15 protein-coding genes are annotated in these 16,193 nt (G+C 73.1%); 5 read left to right on the top strand and 10 right to left on the bottom strand.

Annotated features, from left to right (window positions below; translation table 11 throughout):
- Positions 1-37: 37 nt before the first annotated feature.
- Both AC069K_RS14650 and AC069K_RS14645 read left to right on the top strand, forming a co-directional pair.
- Positions 38-1,390, top strand: a complete 1,353-nt coding sequence (locus AC069K_RS14650; protein WP_478615942.1) for an MFS transporter — start codon at positions 38-40, stop codon at positions 1,388-1,390.
- 254 nt (positions 1,391-1,644) lie between these two features.
- A complete protein-coding gene (locus AC069K_RS14645) occupies positions 1,645-2,019 on the top strand; it encodes an RNA polymerase-binding protein RbpA (RefSeq protein ID WP_067155573.1) in 375 nt (124 codons plus the stop codon).
- Between the two features lie 139 nt (positions 2,020-2,158).
- On the opposite strand, the gene fxsA is transcribed toward AC069K_RS14645, so the two are convergent.
- The 4 genes from fxsA to AC069K_RS14625 all read right to left on the bottom strand — a co-directional run bounded on the left by fxsA (position 2,159) and on the right by AC069K_RS14625 (position 6,132).
- A complete protein-coding gene (gene fxsA / locus AC069K_RS14640) occupies positions 2,159-2,740 on the bottom strand; it encodes an FxsA family membrane protein (protein ID WP_478615806.1) in 582 nt (193 codons plus the stop codon).
- A gap of 82 nt (positions 2,741-2,822) precedes the next feature.
- Positions 2,823-3,590: a polyprenol monophosphomannose synthase gene (locus AC069K_RS14635; RefSeq protein ID WP_358837701.1), complete on the bottom strand. Its 768-nt coding sequence runs from the start codon at positions 3,588-3,590 to the stop codon at positions 2,823-2,825.
- Positions 3,591-4,002: 412 nt separating this feature from the next.
- Positions 4,003-5,682, bottom strand: coding sequence for an amidohydrolase (locus tag AC069K_RS14630; RefSeq protein ID WP_478615803.1), 1,680 nt, complete (start codon positions 5,680-5,682; stop codon positions 4,003-4,005).
- A gap of 9 nt (positions 5,683-5,691) precedes the next feature.
- On the bottom strand, positions 5,692-6,132 hold the full coding sequence (locus tag AC069K_RS14625) for an Lrp/AsnC family transcriptional regulator (RefSeq protein ID WP_067155585.1): 441 nt from the start codon (positions 6,130-6,132) through the stop codon (positions 5,692-5,694).
- Positions 6,133-6,335: 203 nt separating this feature from the next.
- On the opposite strand from AC069K_RS14625, the gene AC069K_RS14620 reads away from it, so the two are divergent.
- Entirely contained in the window at positions 6,336-6,776 is a 441-nt protein-coding gene (locus AC069K_RS14620) for a hypothetical protein (RefSeq protein ID WP_478615799.1), read from the top strand.
- On the opposite strand, the gene AC069K_RS14615 is transcribed toward AC069K_RS14620, so the two are convergent.
- The 6 genes from AC069K_RS14615 to AC069K_RS14590 all read right to left on the bottom strand — a co-directional run bounded on the left by AC069K_RS14615 (position 6,773) and on the right by AC069K_RS14590 (position 12,947).
- On the bottom strand, positions 6,773-7,879 hold the full coding sequence (locus AC069K_RS14615) for a phosphotransferase family protein (protein WP_478615796.1): 1,107 nt from the start codon (positions 7,877-7,879) through the stop codon (positions 6,773-6,775). The two genes, AC069K_RS14620 and AC069K_RS14615, sit on opposite strands and share 4 nt — an antisense overlap.
- A 59-nt stretch (positions 7,880-7,938) precedes the next feature.
- Positions 7,939-9,060, bottom strand: coding sequence for an Rv3169 family protein (locus tag AC069K_RS14610; RefSeq protein ID WP_478615793.1), 1,122 nt, complete (start codon positions 9,058-9,060; stop codon positions 7,939-7,941).
- A 107-nt stretch (positions 9,061-9,167) separates the two neighbouring features.
- Entirely contained in the window at positions 9,168-10,340 is a 1,173-nt protein-coding gene (locus AC069K_RS14605) for an acyl-CoA dehydrogenase family protein (protein WP_358836248.1), read from the bottom strand.
- A 244-nt stretch (positions 10,341-10,584) separates the two neighbouring features.
- Entirely contained in the window at positions 10,585-11,208 is a 624-nt protein-coding gene (locus AC069K_RS14600; RefSeq protein ID WP_478615789.1) for a TetR/AcrR family transcriptional regulator, read from the bottom strand.
- 103 nt (positions 11,209-11,311) lie between these two features.
- Positions 11,312-11,473 (bottom strand): SCO1431 family membrane protein, encoded by a 162-nt coding sequence (locus AC069K_RS14595; protein ID WP_358836246.1) that lies wholly within the window; start codon positions 11,471-11,473, stop codon positions 11,312-11,314.
- 91 nt (positions 11,474-11,564) lie between these two features.
- Entirely contained in the window at positions 11,565-12,947 is a 1,383-nt protein-coding gene (locus AC069K_RS14590) for a peptidase C39 family protein (RefSeq protein ID WP_478615785.1), read from the bottom strand.
- A 174-nt stretch (positions 12,948-13,121) separates the two neighbouring features.
- Here AC069K_RS14590 and AC069K_RS14585 point away from each other — a divergent pair, with 174 nt between their 5' ends.
- Complete coding sequence (locus AC069K_RS14585) at positions 13,122-13,751, top strand: uridine kinase family protein (RefSeq protein ID WP_478615782.1); 630 nt, start codon at positions 13,122-13,124, stop codon at positions 13,749-13,751.
- Between the two features lie 360 nt (positions 13,752-14,111).
- The gene (locus tag AC069K_RS14580) at positions 14,112-15,998 is read left to right on the top strand and encodes an AAA family ATPase (protein ID WP_365114241.1); all 1,887 of its coding nucleotides are present in this window, start codon (positions 14,112-14,114) and stop codon (positions 15,996-15,998) included.
- Positions 15,999-16,193: the final 195 nt, after the last annotated feature.

The raw sequence follows: 16,193 nt of genomic DNA, 5'->3' as shown, positions 1-16,193 counted from the left end.
GACGAACGGAAGGGCGCGGGGTTTGACCGCCGAGACCATGGGCCGGGCCGCCGCGGAGGCGGTCCCGGACGCCGACCGCCGCCGCGAGCAACACGGCTGGTACTTCTACGACTTCGCGTGCTCGGTCTACTCGACGACCGTCCTCACCGTGTTCCTCGGGCCGTATCTGACGGCGATCGCCAAGGACGCCGCCGACGCCCGCGGTTTCGTGCACCCGCTGGGCGTCCCGGTGCGGGCCGGGTCCCTCTTCGCGTACGCCGTGTCCGCCTCGGTGGTGCTCGCGGTGGTCCTGATGCCGATGGTGGGCGCCGCGGCCGACCGCACCGGCCGCAAGAAGCCCCTGCTCGCGGTGGCGGCCTACACCGGTGCCGCGGCCACGGCCGGCATGTTCTTCCTGGACGGGCACCGCTATCTGCTCGGCGCGATTCTCCTGATCGTCGCCAATGCCGCCCTGTCGGTCTCGATGGTGCTCTACAACGCCTATCTGCCGCAGATCGCGGGCCCCGAGGAGCGCGACCGCGTCTCCTCGCGCGGCTGGGCCTTCGGTTACACCGCGGGCGCCTTCGTCCTCATCCTCAACCTGGTCCTCTACTCGGGCCACGACGGCTTCGGGCTGTCCGAGGGCACGGCCGTACGGATCTGCCTGGCGTCGGCGGGGGTGTGGTGGGGCGCCTTCACGCTCGTACCGCTGCGGCGGCTGCGGGACCGGCGCGCGCCCGCCGGGCACGTACCGGCCGAGGGCAGGGTGGGCGCGGGCTGGCGCCAGCTCGTCGCGACCCTGCGCGACATGCGCGCGCGTCCGCTGACGCTCGCCTTCCTGCTCGCGTACCTGATCTACAACGACGGCGTGCAGACCGTGATCTCGCAGGCGTCGCTGTACGGCTCCGAGGAACTCGGGCTGGACCAGAACACCCTGATCGTCGCCGTGCTCCTGGTGCAGGTGCTGGCGGTGGCGGGGGCGCTGGGGATGGGGCGGCTCGCGCGGACCCACGGCGCCAAGCGCACGATCCTGGGGTCGCTGGCGGTGTGGGCGCTGATCCTGGGCGCCGGGTACTTCCTGCCCGCGCACTCGCCCGCGCTCTTCTTCGTCCTGGCGGCGGCGATCGGCACGGTCCTCGGCGGCAGCCAGGCGCTGTCGCGGTCGCTTTTCTCACACCTGGTGCCGAGCGGCAAGGAGGCCGAATACTTCTCGGCCTACGAGATGAGCGACCGCGGGCTGAGCTGGCTGGGGCCACTGGTGTTCGGGCTCGCGTACCAGCTGACCGGCAGCTACCGGGATGCCATCCTCTCTCTCGTGATCTTCTTCGCGGTCGGCTTCGTGCTGCTCGCGAGGGTCCCGGTGAGGGCCGCCGTGGCGGCCGCCGGAAACCCCGTTCCGGCGCGGATTTAGACGTTGAAGTGAAAGGCCGGTAGTGTACGCCTTTGGCCTGCCAGGCGGACCGTTACTGCGTGCTCAACTAGTGAAGACGCTGGGTGACATCTGCTGCCAGATGTGACAAACCGGGCACTGGTGGGTACAACAAGGGGCGGCACGACGGCGACACATGACCCACAACGGGAATCTTTAACGCCGACCGGACGTTGACCGGATGACGACGACAGCGACACCTGTCCTGTGGGCGACAAGCCCGGGAGGCACGATTCATGAGTGAGCGAGCTCTTCGCGGCACGCGCCTCGTGGTGACCAGCTACGAGACCGACCGCGGCATCGATCTGGCCCCGCGCCAGGCGGTGGAGTACGCATGCGAGAACGGACATCGCTTCGAGATGCCGTTCTCGGTGGAGGCAGACATCCCGCCGGAGTGGGAGTGCAAGGCGTGTGGCGCCATGGCACTCCTGGTGGACGGCGAAGGTCCTGAGGAGAAGAAGGGCAAGCCCGCGCGTACGCACTGGGACATGCTCATGGAGCGGCGCACCCGCGAGGAGCTGGAGGAGGTTCTGGCCGAGAGGCTGGAGGTCCTGCGTTCCGGCGCCATGAACATTGCCGTGCATCCGCGCGACAGCCGCAAGTCCGCCTAAGCGCGCAAGCGCCGAAGCGCCCAAGAAGAAGAGGGCCGGTCCCACCGTTTCGGTGGGACCGGCCCTCTTCTTGTGCCCGGTGCGCCGCCCGCCGGGCCGGATCACGGCGCGGCGGCGGCCGGCCCGGGCGGGCCGTCCGTCAGGTCAGCGGCGGCCGGGGGCCCCGCTCGTCGTGGTAAGGCGAGGAGCCCGCGTCCTCGCGGATCACCTCGCCGCGCACCACCTTGCCGTCGGGCTGGTGGATACGGGCCTGCTGGAAGGCCGCGCCCAGACCGCCGGGGCGGGAGGCGCGCATCCGCTTGTCCAGCGAGCGCTCCGCGTACCGGCCGAGGGCCTTGCGCACCGGCGGCACCAGGCAGAGCAGGCCCAGGACGTCCGAGAGCAGTCCCGGCACCATCAGGAGCAGGCCGCCGAGCATCGTGAAGGTGTTGCCCTCGCCGCCGGACCGCGGTTCGGCGCCGGGATCCGCCGCCCCGGACTGCTGCCGCTGAAGCGTCTCCGTGAGGTTGCGGAAGGCGCGGCGCCCGGCCCGCTTGATGACGTATCCGCCGAGCACGGCGCCCGCGACCAGCAGGGCCAGCACGGTCAGTCCCCCGGCGGCGCGCGCCACCGCGACCAGCAGCCAGATCTCCGCGAGGAGCCAGGCGGCGATCGCCAGGGGGACGAGAGTACGCGCACGGGAGCGCTTGGGCGGGGCGGAGGGCGGAGTGCCGGTCGTCATGCTCCCAGTGTGCCTGGGCGCGTGCCAGGACGGCGTAAGGGATCCGTCAGCGCGGCCGCCCGGCCCGGGGGGCGTCGCCCGCTCAGGACGGCTTGCGGCCCATGAGCTTGTTGGCGCGCGAGCCGACGCCCCAGGCGGTGACCCGCCACAGCGCCTCGACGATGATGTCGTTGCTCATCTTGGAGTCGCCGCGCTCGCGCTCGACGAAGGTGATGGGCACCTCGACCACGTGGTAGCCGGCGGCCACCGCCCGGCGGGCCAGGTCGACCTGGAAGCAGTAGCCCTGCGAGGCCACCTCGTCCAGGCCGAGGCCTTCGAGGGTCTCGCGGCGGAAGGCCCGGAAGCCGCCCGTGACGTCGCGGATGTCCACGCCCAGCAGCAGCCGGGAGTAGGTCGAGCCGCCCCGGGAGATGAACTCGCGGTGCTTGGGCCAGTTCACCACCCGGCCGCCCGGCACCCAGCGCGAGCCGAGGACCAGGTCGGCGCCCTTGAGCGCGGTGAGCAGCCGGGGCAGCTCCTCGGGCTGGTGGGAGCCGTCGGCGTCCATCTCGACCAGGACGCCGTAGCCCTTCTCCACGCCCCAGCGGAAGCCCGCGAGGTAGGCGGCGCCGAGGCCCTCCTTGCCCTTGCGGTGCAGCACGTGGACGTGGTCGTCCTCGGCGGACAGCTCGTCGGCGATCTTGCCGGTGCCGTCCGGGCTGTTGTCGTCGGCGATCAGGACGTGGGCCTCGGGGACCGACTCCCGGACGCGGGAGACGATCGGCTTGATGTTCTCCGCCTCGTTGTAGGTCGGGATGATCACCAAGGCTCTGCCGAGCGGGCCGTATCGCCTCTGACCGCCGTCGTTCACTGCTGCCCCTTATTGTCCGTACGCAGAGCACCACCATAGCGAGCGGTTGGGGCACCGCCGCACCGCGAGGTCCCGGGGTGTCGGAATGGGGGCCCGGCGCCCTTCGGGCCGGGCCGGGGGCCCGCTGGCTGCGGGCCGCCTGGAACCGTTGTCTACTGAACGTCCGGGCCCCATCCGGGTCGCACGCTCCCCCGAGCTCCCGCGGAGCAGGGGGACCCCCCGGACGGCAGAAACCTTCTGTCGGCCGGACGTCCTGCGGTGGACCCGGCCGAACCTACCGGCCCCCCGCCGCTCTCTGTCAACAGCCGTTTGACCTGCGCAATCGTCCCGAACACGCAGGTCAGCGCGGGAGATCCGCAGGTGGCGACGGCCCGGCGAGGGCAGCCTGACGGCCGTACGGAACGTCCTTGCGTCACTCGTTCGGCCGGACGAAGACGGTGTGGCCGGAGACCACCGTGCGCAGACAGACCGGCAGGGCCGCGCCCGGGCTGAGGTCGGGCAGGCCGGGCGTGCCCGAGCGCGGGTCGGTCGACCAGCGGGCCACCCGGTCGTCCGGCGCCTGCACGATCAGCTCGCCGGTGCTCCAGACCGCGTAGTCGGCGGGGGCGCCCGGCACCAGGGTGCCCGCGTCGTCCCGGCCGATGGCGCGCCAGCCGCCCCGGGTGTGGGCGGTGAAGGCGGCGCGTACCGAGACCCGGTGCTCGGGGGTGCGGTGGAAGGCGGCCGCGCGGACGGTGCCCCACGGGCCGAACGGGGTGACCGGCGCGTCGGAGCCGAAGGCGAGGGGCACCCCGGCGCGCAGCAGGGCCGCGTACGGGTTCAGGGTGCGGGCCCGGTCCGCGCCGAGGCGCTCGGCGTACATGCCCTCCTCGCCGCCCCACAGCGCGTCGAAGGCGGGCTGCACGGAGGCGGTGAGGCCGAGTTCCGCGAAGGCGGCGATCGTCTCGGGGGTGAGCATCTCGGCGTGCTCGACGCGGTGGCGGGCGGCGCGGATCCGGGCCAGGCCCACCCTGGCGGCGGCGGCCCGGACGCCCTCGACGACCGCGGTCACGGCGGCGTCCCCGATGGCGTGGAACCCGGCCTGGAGCCCGGCCTCGGTGCAGGCGGTCACATGGGCGGCGATGTCGGCCGCGTCCAGATGGGCGGTGCCGGTGTGCGCGGCGTCGGCGTACGGCTCGTGCAGACAGGCCGTGTGGGAGCCGAGCGCGCCGTCGACGAAGAGGTCGCCGGCCGCGCCGAGCGCGCCGAGTTCGCGGATGCGATCGGCGTCCTTGGGCCCGGTGACCTGCTCGGCCCAGTAGCCGAAGACCCGCGGGCCGGCCTCCTCGCGGGCCAGGGCGAGCAGCGATGTGAAGTCGTCCTCGTCGGAGATCTCGGGGCCGCCGCACTCGTGCAGGGTGCCGATGCCGAGGGAGGCCGCGTGGCGCAGCGCGGCCCGCTGGGCCTCCTCGCGCTGGACGGGGGTGATCGCCGCGTGGGCGGCGGCCCGCACCGCGTGGTGGGCGGCGCCGGTCAGCGGGGCGTCCGGGTGGTAACCGTCGAGGCCGGTGACGCCGGGGATCCGGTCGAGCAGCGCGGTGCTCGCGACCGCCGAGTGCACGTCGATGCGGGGCAGGTACAGGGGGCGCCCGCCGGTGGCCTCGTCGAGCTCGGCGCGGGTGGGCGGGGTCCGCTCGGGCCAGCGCGCCGCGTCCCAGCCGTGGCCGAGCAGCACCTCGTCGCCGGGGCGGGCCGCGGCGTACTCCCGTACCGCCGCCAGGGCCTGCGCGAGGGTGCGGGCGGTGGACAGGTCGAGGCCGGTGAGCGCGAGGCCGGTGGCCGTGGTGTGCACATGCGCATCGGTGAACGCCGGGGTGACCAGCGCCCCTTCGAGGTCGACCACCTCGTCCACGCCCGCCGCGAAGGCGTCGGCCGCGCCCTCGGAGCCGACCCAGGCGACGTGCCCGCGTTCGACGACCATCGCCGTGGCGAACGGGTCGGCGGGGCTGTGGACCTCCCCGCCGCGCAGCAGCACGGTGCGGTGGTCGGGCTCGCCCGCGGGCAGCGGGGCGACGGTTCGGGCCGGAAGGGCGGCGGCGCTCTCGGAACTCATGGGAACAGCCTAGATACGCGGCGGCCGTGCCTCGTACGGGGTCGAGAGAACGACGGTGGTCCGGGTGGAGACGCCGGCCAGCGAGCGGATGCGGGTCAGCAGGTGCTCCAGCTCCAGCGGGGTCGCCACGCGCACCTTGAGGATGTAGTTCTCGTCGCCCGCGACGCTGTGGCACGCCTCTATCTCCGGCACGTCGGCCAGCCGCTCGGCGATGTCGTCGGGGGCGCTCGGGTCGAAGGGCTTGACCGAGATGAACGCGGTCAGCGGCAGCCCCACCGCCTCGGGGTCCACGACCGCGACATAGCCGCGGATGACCCCGCGCTGCTCCAGACGGCGTACCCGCTGGTGCACCGCCGAGGTGGACAGGCCGGTGGCCTTGCCCAGGTCGGTGTAGCTCATCCGCCCGTCCTTGACGAGCAGATCCACGATCTGACGGTCCAGCTCCTCCATGCGGATCAACCTATTCCCCCGGGTCCCCTCCGGCACAGTCCGCGGCGACCGGAAGGGGCACCTGCGGCGGGCATGTGACGAATGCCACAGGTTTGTGACGCCGCCGCGGGGGTCCGGGTGGTTACGGACGGGGCGTGGCGGGAATTGCTTGCTGTGGTCGCGGCTACGGCGCCTTGCCAGCCCACCCGAGGGGGAGAATCCCAATGCAGAACATGAAGCGCGGCGGACGTGTGCCGAATGAACGCACCGACGAACGCACCGGTCCGGAGCTCGTCGCTCCTTACGTCGAGGACGAGTTCACCGACGACGAGGCGGCCGACGCCTACGACACCTTCGAGATGTACCGGGTGATCTGCCCGGACTGCGCCCAGCCGATCGCGCTCCTCGCGGACGAGACGCTGCTGCCGGAGCACGCGCTGTGCCCGAGCCCCTGGAACCCGTTCGTCCTGACGGTGTGCGCCGGGACCGGCCGTCCCGCCGCCCAGAGCAGGCCCGCGGACACCTCCAAGGACCTGCTGGAGCAGGACACCGCGCTGCTCCTGACGCTCCCGCAGGGCCTGGACTGGCGCACCCAGCCCTTCTCGCACGTCGGCGGCCCCGGCTCGCGCCCGATGCGGGTCCCGCGCATGCGACGCGCCGCCTAGGACGCGCCCCCGCTCCAGTACGTTCCCCGCACCATCGCCTCCAGGCTCGCCCGGTGCAGGATCAGCGTGTCCGGGTCCTCGGGGGCCCGGACCTCGCCGAAGTGCAGCTGCCGGTAGGCGATCCTGAGCATCACCACCGCGTGCCGCAGCGCGGCGTAGAGCGTGTGGAACTCCATCGCGCGGGGCGTGTGGCCGGTCAACTGCGCGTAGCGCGCCTCGATGTGGTCGCGCGTCAGGAAGCCGGGCAGCCCCGGCTGGCCGAAACTCACCGTCAGATCCTGGAAGAAGCGGTGGAGGTAGACGGTCCAGCCGAGGTCGAGTTCGCGCGGGCCGAGCGCCGCCATCTCCCAGTCGAGGACGGCGGCGGGCTCGAAGCCGTCGTAGACGATGTTGCCGATCCGCGCGTCGCCCCAGCAGAGCACCGCCGGGCCCTCGTCGGCGGGCCAGTGCGCGTCGAGCCAGTCGAAGGCGGACTCGATGAGCGGGGAGGGCGTCAGTCCCTCCACCACCCAGGCGTAGTAGGCCCGTTGGGCCTCCACGTGGCGCCGCAGGGGTGAGCCCTCGCCCGGGGGCAGCAGGAACGCGGCCTCCTCGGCCGGAAAGCGGTCGTGGAGCCCGGCGAGCACCGCGACGGTGGCGTCCTCCAGCCGCCGGCGCTCGGCGTCGCTCGCGGAGTGCAGCCAGTTCCCCTCGTACGTGTAGGGCATGACGTCGGGCGGTACGCGCCCCTGCGCGCGCTCCATCACGAAGAAGGGCGCGCCGAGCGCGGCGGGGTCCTCTTCCAGCCACAGCACCCGGGGCACCGGGACGTCGGTGAGCTCGGCGACCAGGCGCATCACCCGGTGCTGGCGGGCCATGTCGTAGACCGGGAAGACGGTGTACGCGGCCGGGTCGGCGGCGAGCCGCAGGGCGCAGGCGCGCACCGGCGCGTCGGGGTGGTCGAGGCCGAAGAGCAGGGTCTCGCTCGACATCCCGTTGGAGGAGGGGACCTCGACGCCGGTGACGCGGGCGCCGGGCAGCCGGGCGTCGAGCCAGCGGGTGAGCCTGCGGCCGATCTCCTGGGGGTCGCGCGTGGTGGTGCGGGGCCGTGGTGCCGTGGCCATGGGCGGTTCCCTTCTCGGGGCGCGGAGGGGGCGCGGAGGGGCGGGGCGGGGCGCGGGGGTCAGGGCGCGACGGAGGTGTACGAGGCGAAGCCGCTGGGGTCGTGGCGGCCGAAGCTGCCGTGCTCGAAGATCCCGTAGCCGGTCCGCCCGTCGAGGGTGAAGCGGGCGGCGTGGTCGGTGACGCCGTAGGCGGCCAGGGGGTGGGCGGTGGGGTCGGAGAGGTCGTGGACACGGCGGTCGGTCCAGCCGCGCCCCTGCCAGGTGCCGTGCTGCCAGTCGTCCGCCGGCGGATACCCGGCGCCGACGGCCAGCGGCGAGGAGGTGAGGACCTCGACGCCCAGCTCCAGCGGCCTGCGGGAGGCGTCGGTCAGGTGGATCACCGCGCGTTCGGGGTGGCGGGTGCCGGAGCGGTAGGCGATGTCGGCCCGGGGCCAGCCGAGTTGGGCGTCCGGGTGGCCCTCGCGCACGAGCACGGCTTCGTTGAGCGTGCGGTAGCCGTCGGCGTCCTCCTGGGCGATCACCATCAGGAAGCGGTCGTCGAAGCGGACCGGCACCCAGAGCCAGTGGAAGCCATCGGGCCGGTGCTCGTCGGCGCGTCCGTCGCTCTCGCCGGGAATCGGGCGCACCCCCCAGCTGCGGTCCCGGGTGCCGGTCCACTCCCCCGCCGCGACCGCGATCTCCTCGCCGCCGACGCGGATGGTTCCGGTGCAGTGCCCGGCCTGGACGAAGCGGCGGCCTTCGAGGGTCAGGCGGTCGCCGCGCCGCTGGACGTGGTGCGGCTCCCAGACGGCCGGGAAGTCCGCCTGCCAGGTGATCTCGTACGAGAGCGAGGCGGGGTCGGCCGGGTCGGGGGCGCAGCGCAGGGTGAGGCGGCGCAGCGGCTCGTCGACGGTGATGCGCAGCGGGCCCACCGAGAGGTTCATCCGGTCGTCGGTGAGCGCGTCGCTGGCGCGGACGGCGTGCAGCCGGTCGCCGAGGCGCAGGGTGGCGTAGGCGTCGATGACCCCGGTGTTGGGGTAGACGCCGAGGCCCGCGATCAGCAGCGCGCGGCCGTGGTGGTCGAAGACGTGGAAAATGCAGCGGTCGTAGGCGTTGCGGTCACCGGTGGCGACGTGCTTCAGGGAGAGCGGGACCTGGTGGATCGGGTATTCGTCGAGTGCGATCGGACGGTCCTGGGACACGGCAACCTCCTGGACGACAGGGAAGTTGACGGTACGTCAGAAACCGCGAAAAGCCAGCCCCCCGCGAGCCGGGGCGTACGGATCCGCACGCCCCGGGCCCGCCGGGGTCAGCGGGTCTCCGGACCCGCCAGGTGGCGGGCGACGACCATGCGCTGGATCTGGTTGGTGCCCTCGACGATCTGGAGGACCTTGGCCTCGCGCATCAGGCGCTCGACAGGGAAGTCGGCGGTGTAGCCGTAGCCGCCGAGCACCTGGACGGCGTCGGTGGTGACCTTCATCGCCGCGTCCGTGCAGAAGAGCTTGGCCATGGCGGCTTCCTTGGAGAAGGGCCGTCCGGCGTCCCGCAGCCGCGCGGCCGACAGGTACAGCGCCCGGCCCGCCTCGATCTGGGTGGCCATGTCCGCGAGCATGAACCGCAGGCCCTGGAAGTCCGCGATGGGCCGGCCGAACTGCTGCCGCCCGGTCGCGTACGCCACGGCCTCGTCCAGCGCCGCCTGGGCGACGCCGATGGCGCAGGCGGCGATCCCGAGCCGGCCGGAGTCCAGCGCGGAGAGGGCGATCGCGAAGCCCTGGCCCTCCTCGCCGATCCGGCGGCTGTCGGGCACCCGGACCCCGTCGAAGTGCAGCTGGGCGGTGGGCGAGCCCTTCATGCCCATCTTCTTCTCGGGGGCGGCCGGGGTCAGCCCCTCGGCGTCGCCGGGGACCAGGAAGGCCGTGATGCCCCGGGAGCCCTCGGCGCCGGTGCGGGCGAGAACGGTGTAGAAGTCGGCGACCCCGCCGTGGGTGATCCAGGCCTTGGTGCCGGTGATGACCCAGTCGTCGCCGTCCCTGACCGCTCTGGTGCGCAGGGAGGCCGCGTCGGAGCCCGAGGCGGGTTCGGAGAGGCAGTAGGCGCCCAGCAGACCGCCGCCGAGCATGGCGGGCAGGTGGTCGGCCTGCTGCTGCTTGGTGCCGTAGCCCGCGAGGCCGTGGCAGGCCAGCGAGTGGACGCTGACGCCGAGGCCGACGGTCAGACGGGCGGCGGCGAGCTCTTCGAGGACCTGGAGGTACACCTCGTAGGGCTGGTCACCGCCGCCGAACGCGGAGTCGTACGGAAGACCGAGCAGCCCAGAGGCCGACAGCAGCGAGAAGATCTCGCGCGGAAAGCGTCCGGCGTCCTCCTGCTCGGCGGCATGAGGGGCGATCTCCCGCTGGACGATGTCGCGTACCAGTGCGACAAGGTCCCGGGCCTCCTCGGTGGGCAGCTGTCGGTCCACCGGCTGCGGGGCGCGGTCGGGCATGGCGGCGCTCTCCTCCCTGTCGGGCGCTTCGGCGGTCGCGCGCGCAGGGTGTGGCGGCGCCGCCGGTGACTCTGCCGGACAGCCGATGCCTACCCTCCCGGATCACGGAAGTCGCAGGCTGGTGGCTGTGGCGCTGTGAGTATGCCCGATCGGACGCGTCCCGTCACTGGCTTCAAGATCACGGATTGCGCATCCGGCGGTCACGAACGGACGGCCGTGGACGTGCGGTCGGGCCACCCGCGCGTCACGCGCCGGGCGAGGGGCAGTCCGGCTCGAACTCGGCGATGGTGTCCATGGTCCTGCGCAGCATCCGCACCAGCAGTTCGCGTACGGTCGCGCGCTCCGGCGCGCCCGTCCCCAGCCACTCCAGGGTCACGCTCTCCACCGAGCCCATCCAGCCGAGCAGCGCGAGCCGGGCGAGCACCGGGACGTCCCGTCTGCCGTAGGCGCCCTCGGCGATGGTGGCGATCAGCTCCTCGCGGACGGCGTCGCGTATCGCCTGGACCTGGGTGTCGAAGCCGACGCCGCCGGTGACGATCGTGCGGTACGCCGCCTGGTGGTGCTCGGCGTAGAGCAGATAGCCCTCCATCGTCCGGTGGACGCGGTCGGCGCGCGGCAGCTCGGTGTCGCCGGCGGCGCGGGCGACCAGCTCGGCCACCGCGTCCTCGACGATGGCGAGGTAGTAGCCGCGCTTGCTCGTGAAGTAGTAGTAGATGAGGCCCTTGGCCACCCCGGCGTGCCGGGCGATGTCGTCCATCGACAAGGCGTCGTACGACGTGTCGGCGAACAACTTCCGCCCCGTCGCGATGAGTTCGGAGCGACGGCCCTGCGATCGCCCGGACGCGCCTCGCTGTCGGCTCTTGTCCAAGTCCGTCCCTGGTCTCCGACTGCCACAGGATCCCGGCAGTATGGCAGACCGCCCTACGGGCTTCCGGACGGGTCGGGCCGGCCCCGGAAGGCCGGCCCCGGGGTCACAGCAGACCGGTCTGGGTGACCAGCATCGCCAGGACCACCACGAGGACCCACCCGAGGACGTGCTCCAGGATCTTGGGACCGTCGTCCGGGCCGCCGGTGCGGGCGCGGAGCTCGGCCAGGGCGCGCGGGTCGTCGGCGGTGGTCGCGTGCAGGGTCATGGGATCTCACTCGGTCGTCTGGCGGTGGACGGTCCCCCCGGGTGCCATTTCAGAGTGCCAGCAGATGCGGCCGGTGAGGGGGAGACGTTGGTCACGCCCGGACGCCCACCGAGGCCAGCGCCCCGCGCCGCCGCTCTCCCGGGTGCGCGGGCCAGTACAGGTAGCAGACCCCGCCGGTGCCCGAGACGACCTTGCCGGAGGCGTTGTACCGCTTGGTCCGCAGCCAGATGTTCTCGAATTCCCGGCGGAGATAGACCCGGCGCACCTCCGGGTCGCCCGGGGAGGCCGGGTCGTTGGCGATCACGTCGCCGTCGGCCGTGAAGCCGATCACCGTCATCAGATGGCCCGAGGTGCCGTACCCGGCGCCGGTCAGCTCGGTCTTCAGGAAGGACTGGGAGGTGATGGCCGGGATGCCCGCCCGGACCAGCGTCTCCAGGTCGTTCAGGGAGCGCAGCCGGGTGACCACCGCGCTCATGTCCCGGTACGTGGCGGCGTACGCGGCGTTGAAGGGCCAGTTGCCGCAGCCGCCGTACTGGTAGTCGTAGGTGTACCGGGCCGCGTGGCAGACCTGGGGGTCGGCGAAGGCCGGATCCACCCAGGCGAGGTCGGCCGCCGTGGGCCGGCGGTCCCAGTACTCGACGATCATCTGCGAGGAGGTGGGGCTGCACCAGGCCTCGCCGCCGTTGTCGTACTGCGGGTACTGGCCCTTGTGGATCTCCTGCGAGTACCGGGGGACGATCAGCTCGCCCGCGTACGCCGGGGTGGAGGCGGGCACCGTGAAGCGGTCCGGGATGTCGGAGGCCATCGCGCCGAGCCGCCACACCGTGGGGGTGAGGCGGGTGCCCGGGGCGCGGTAGAGGGTCAGGCGCAGCCGGTAGGAGGCCAGGCGCAGCCCGCTCGCCGCGTCGTCGATGGCGAAGGTGTCGGTGTAGACCGTGCTCCTGCCGTCCTTCTGGCCGTCGACGGAGGTGCGCCGGATGTCGCCGTCGCCGTCGCCCGCCGTCCAGCGGCCCAGCACGTACGCCGGCGTCGCCGTGCCGTCGGAGTACGTGCCGAGCAGCTCGACCTGGAGCCAGGTCCCGGCGGGGGTGTGCGCGTTCCAGTGGGCGACGGCCTCGGTGGCCGGGACGGGCGAGCGGTGCTCGGGCGAGGTCCAGCTCGCGTACTCCCAGGCGGCCGTCTTGCCGGTGTGCGGGTCGGTGTAGTCGATCCGGCCGGCGGGACGGGCGATGACCAGGCCCGGGCGGCGCCCCGGCACGGCCCGCGCCCCGGCGGCCTCGCCCGAGCGCCAGTCGGCGTGCGTGGTCCAGGCATGGTTGTCCACCAGGGAGGGGACGCCTTTCCCGGGCCGGCTCGGGGCGGCCCGCGGGGCCGAGGGGGCCGGGGCGGCCACCGCGGAGGCCGGGACGGCGGTGCCCGCCGCGGCGGCGAGCGCGGCGGCCAGGACGGTTCTGCGCGGGGTGGGACGGGTCATGGGCGGGACCCCCAGTCGGACGAGGATGGAGCGGGTGGGCGCGGCCGTGGCCCAACTATCCCGGGTCCCGGGCGACTTCTGCCAGAGACGCGCGCCGCGCCGCGCCACCAATATGGGTCTGGACCACTGGCATGGCTCGCGCGGCCGCCCGGAGCAGCGATCTAGGGTGGAGGCATGGCAGAAATCGACCGCATCGCGGCGGCCGTGCGCGCCCTGCCGCCCTCCTGCGGGGCGGTCCGGCTGGTCGCGGTGGACGGGCACGCGGGCTCCGGCAAGTCCACCTTCGCCGGACGGCTGGCCGCCGCGCTCGGCGGGGCGCCGGTCCTCCACCTCGACGACCTCGCCACCCATGAGGAGTTCTTCGCCTGGACGCCCCGGCTGCTCGCGCAGGTCGCCGGCCCGCTGGCGCGGGGCGAGGCCGGGCGGGTCACGCCGTACGACTGGAACGCGCGCCGGTTCGGCCCTCCGGTCCCGCTGCCGCCCGCGCCCGTGGTGCTGATCGAGGGCGTCGGGGCGGGCCGGCGCGAGGTGCGGCCGTGGCTGGCGTTGCTGCTGTGGATGGAAATGGACGCCGAGGGGTCCTGGGCGCGCGGTCGCCGACGGGACGGAGCGGCGCTTTCCGGCTTCTGGGACGAGTGGACGGAGGCGGAGATGCGCCATTTCGCTGCGGATCCCTCCCTTCCGTATGTGGATGCGTTGGTACGGCAGTGTCAGGAGGGATACGAGTGGCTCCCGAGGCGCGATTTCGCACCCCCCGCACACCGTTCCCTCACGGAGAGTGAGGACAAGCCCCCGTTGGGCTGAACCGTCGGAAAACCGCCCCCCGCACTCCTCCAACTCCGCTTGACCCGGGGGCCGTACAGGTCTTACGTTCTGAATGTGCGGCTTTCCGGAGCCGCCGCGGACGCGAAGCCCCCGGTTGTTCCCCCGTGATCGGGGGCTTCGTTCTGCCCTTTCCGGCCCTCTCACCGTGCACGTCAGCGCTTTTCGCTCACCCTCGGTCACCGGCCGCGTCACGCTTTCGATCCCCCCGCGCCACCCTTAGATCCGGGGCCCCCTCGCAGGTACGATGCGAGTGGTGCGGTCAGTTCCCGTCAATTCCGTTCGGTCATTCCCTTCCGTGAATTGGCGGTTCAGCACGGGGGCACGGTGGTGGGGGACGTGATGGACTTCGGCACGCAGGGCGCGCACGCCCCGGCCGATCTCGCCTGGCTGCGGGGCATCGACGCGTACACCATGGGCGCGTACCCGCAGGCCGAGGAGGAGTTCCGGGCCGCGGTGCGGATGGATCCGGGCATGGTCGACGGCTGGCTGGGACTGCACGCGCTGCGGGTGGACACCACCACGGCGCTGCTGCGCATGTACCGCCACCGGGAACGCTTCGGCGAACAGCGCGCCCGGCACCGGCGCACCCTCAACTCCTGGTACTGGCTGGGCTGGTGGGTCCAGCCGGTCCTGGAGAGCCCGCGCGATCTGCTGCTCGCACACGCCTCGCACTGGCTGGACGGGCGCCATGTGCCCGAGCTGGACCGGGCGCTGGCGGGGCTGCCGCCGGTCGACACCGACCCGCAGGTCCGCTTCCTGCACGCCTGCCGGGCGTACCTGGTCAAGGACTGGGACCAACTGGTGCGGCACACCGAGCCGTTACTGGGCGATCCGCTGCTCGGGATCGAGGCCGGGCTCTTCGGCGGGATGGCCCGGGTGCGCCTGGAGATGTTCGGACAGGCCGAGCCGCTCCTGTCGGCGGCCCTGATGCGCTGCCGCAGCGAGCAGCCCCAGCGCAAGGAGCTGCGCTACTGGCTGGCCCGCGCCCACGAGGGCACCGGCCGCTCCGCCGCCGCCCTTCCGCTGTACCGGGCGGTGCACCGGGTCGACCCGGCGTTCATGGACACCTCGGCGCGGCTGGCCGCGATCACCGAGTCCGACGTCCTGGACGGGTCGTACGGGCCGGAGGACCCGGCCGATCTGGCGGCCGTCTCGCTGGCCGGCTTCGGCCAGGACGGCTCCGCGGACGGCGCCGAGCCCGAGGCCGCCCCGCTCGAACCGCCGGAGGGACGCGAGGTGCGGGTGCCGCTGGCCGGTCCGGCGGTGGTGGTTCCGCCGCCCGACGGCGTCCGGCAGAAGGCGGGCGTCCCCGCCCAGCCCGCCCCGCCGCCGGTGCCGGCCGGTCCCACCGACTCGGCGCTGCTCGCCCAGGCCCTGGCGGAGCTGGAGCGGATGGTGGGCCTGGAGCCGGTGAAACGCCAGGTGAAGGCGTTGTCGGCGCAGCTGAACATGGCCCGGTTACGGGTCGGCCAGGGTCTGCCCGTCCAGCCGCCGAAACGTCACTTTGTCTTCTCCGGCCCCAGCGGCACCGGCAAGACCACGGTCGCACGCATCCTGGGGCGGGTCTTCTACGCGCTGGGCCTGCTGGGCGGCGACCACCTCGTCGAGGCGCAACGGGCCGACCTGGTGGGCGAGTTCCTCGGCCAGACGGCGGTCAAGGCGAACGAGCTGATCGACTCGGCGCTGGGCGGGGTGCTGTTCGTGGACGAGGCGTACAGCCTCTCCAACTCCGGCTACAGCAAGGGCGACGCGTACGGCGACGAGGCGCTCCAGGTGCTGCTGAAGCGCGCCGAGGACAACCGCGACCACCTGGTCGTCATCCTCGCCGGCTACCCCGAGGGCATGGACCGCCTCCTCGCCACCAACCCCGGCCTCTCCTCCCGCTTCACCACCCGGGTGGACTTCCCCTCCTACCGCCCCCTGGAGCTCACCGCGATCGGGGAGGTCCTGGCGGCGGAGAACGGCGACTGCTGGGACGAGGAGGCGCTGGACGAGCTCCGCTCGATCAGCGGCCATGTGGTGGACCAGGGCTGGATCGACGAACTCGGCAACGGCCGCTTTCTGCGCACGCTGTACGAGAAGAGCTGCGCGTACCGGGACCTGCGGCTGTCGGCGTATCCGACGACGCCGGGGCGCGAGGACCTGTCCACGCTGCGGCTGCCGGATCTGATGCAAGCGTACGGGGAGGTCCTGTCGGGCCGAGGCGGCCCGGTGGACCCGCTGTAGTCCCCCGCGGCAGGGCCCCGGGGGCTCCGCGCTCCGGCGGGGGTTGCTCGCATACTGGGGGGCTTCGCCCCCAGACCCCTTGTTTGCCTGCGGCTCCGGTGGGGGTTGCTCGCGCAGTTCCCCGCGCCCCTGGGCGGTTGGGGGCGCGGGGAACTGCGCGCTCAGCCACCCACAACCCGCAGCCAAAGACCGAGC

This window comes from Streptomyces sp. NPDC043908 (genome assembly GCF_056435525.1).
The sequence above is the reverse complement of the archived record's forward strand: the minus strand, read 5'-3'. Positions and strand labels throughout refer to the sequence as shown.

What these genes read in the sequence shown, in the direction of transcription:
- AC069K_RS14620 (WP_478615799.1), top strand. Translation starts at nt 6,336, where the DNA reads ATGCAGAACATGAAGCGCGGCGGACGTGTGCCGAATGAACGCACCGAC.
- AC069K_RS14605 (WP_358836248.1), bottom strand. Translation starts at nt 10,340, where the DNA reads ATGCCCGACCGCGCCCCGCAGCCGGTGGACCGACAGCTGCCCACCGAG.
- AC069K_RS14645 (WP_067155573.1), top strand. Translation starts at nt 1,645, where the DNA reads ATGAGTGAGCGAGCTCTTCGCGGCACGCGCCTCGTGGTGACCAGCTAC.
- AC069K_RS14580 (WP_365114241.1), top strand. Translation starts at nt 14,112, where the DNA reads ATGGACTTCGGCACGCAGGGCGCGCACGCCCCGGCCGATCTCGCCTGG.
- AC069K_RS14595 (WP_358836246.1), bottom strand. Translation starts at nt 11,473, where the DNA reads ATGACCCTGCACGCGACCACCGCCGACGACCCGCGCGCCCTGGCCGAG.
- fxsA (WP_478615806.1), bottom strand. Translation starts at nt 2,740, where the DNA reads ATGACGACCGGCACTCCGCCCTCCGCCCCGCCCAAGCGCTCCCGTGCG.
- AC069K_RS14650 (WP_478615942.1), top strand. Translation starts at nt 38, where the DNA reads ATGGGCCGGGCCGCCGCGGAGGCGGTCCCGGACGCCGACCGCCGCCGC.
- AC069K_RS14590 (WP_478615785.1), bottom strand. Translation starts at nt 12,947, where the DNA reads ATGACCCGTCCCACCCCGCGCAGAACCGTCCTGGCCGCCGCGCTCGCC.
- AC069K_RS14585 (WP_478615782.1), top strand. Translation starts at nt 13,122, where the DNA reads ATGGCAGAAATCGACCGCATCGCGGCGGCCGTGCGCGCCCTGCCGCCC.
- AC069K_RS14625 (WP_067155585.1), bottom strand. Translation starts at nt 6,132, where the DNA reads ATGGAGGAGCTGGACCGTCAGATCGTGGATCTGCTCGTCAAGGACGGG.
- AC069K_RS14615 (WP_478615796.1), bottom strand. Translation starts at nt 7,879, where the DNA reads ATGGCCACGGCACCACGGCCCCGCACCACCACGCGCGACCCCCAGGAG.
- AC069K_RS14630 (WP_478615803.1), bottom strand. Translation starts at nt 5,682, where the DNA reads ATGAGTTCCGAGAGCGCCGCCGCCCTTCCGGCCCGAACCGTCGCCCCG.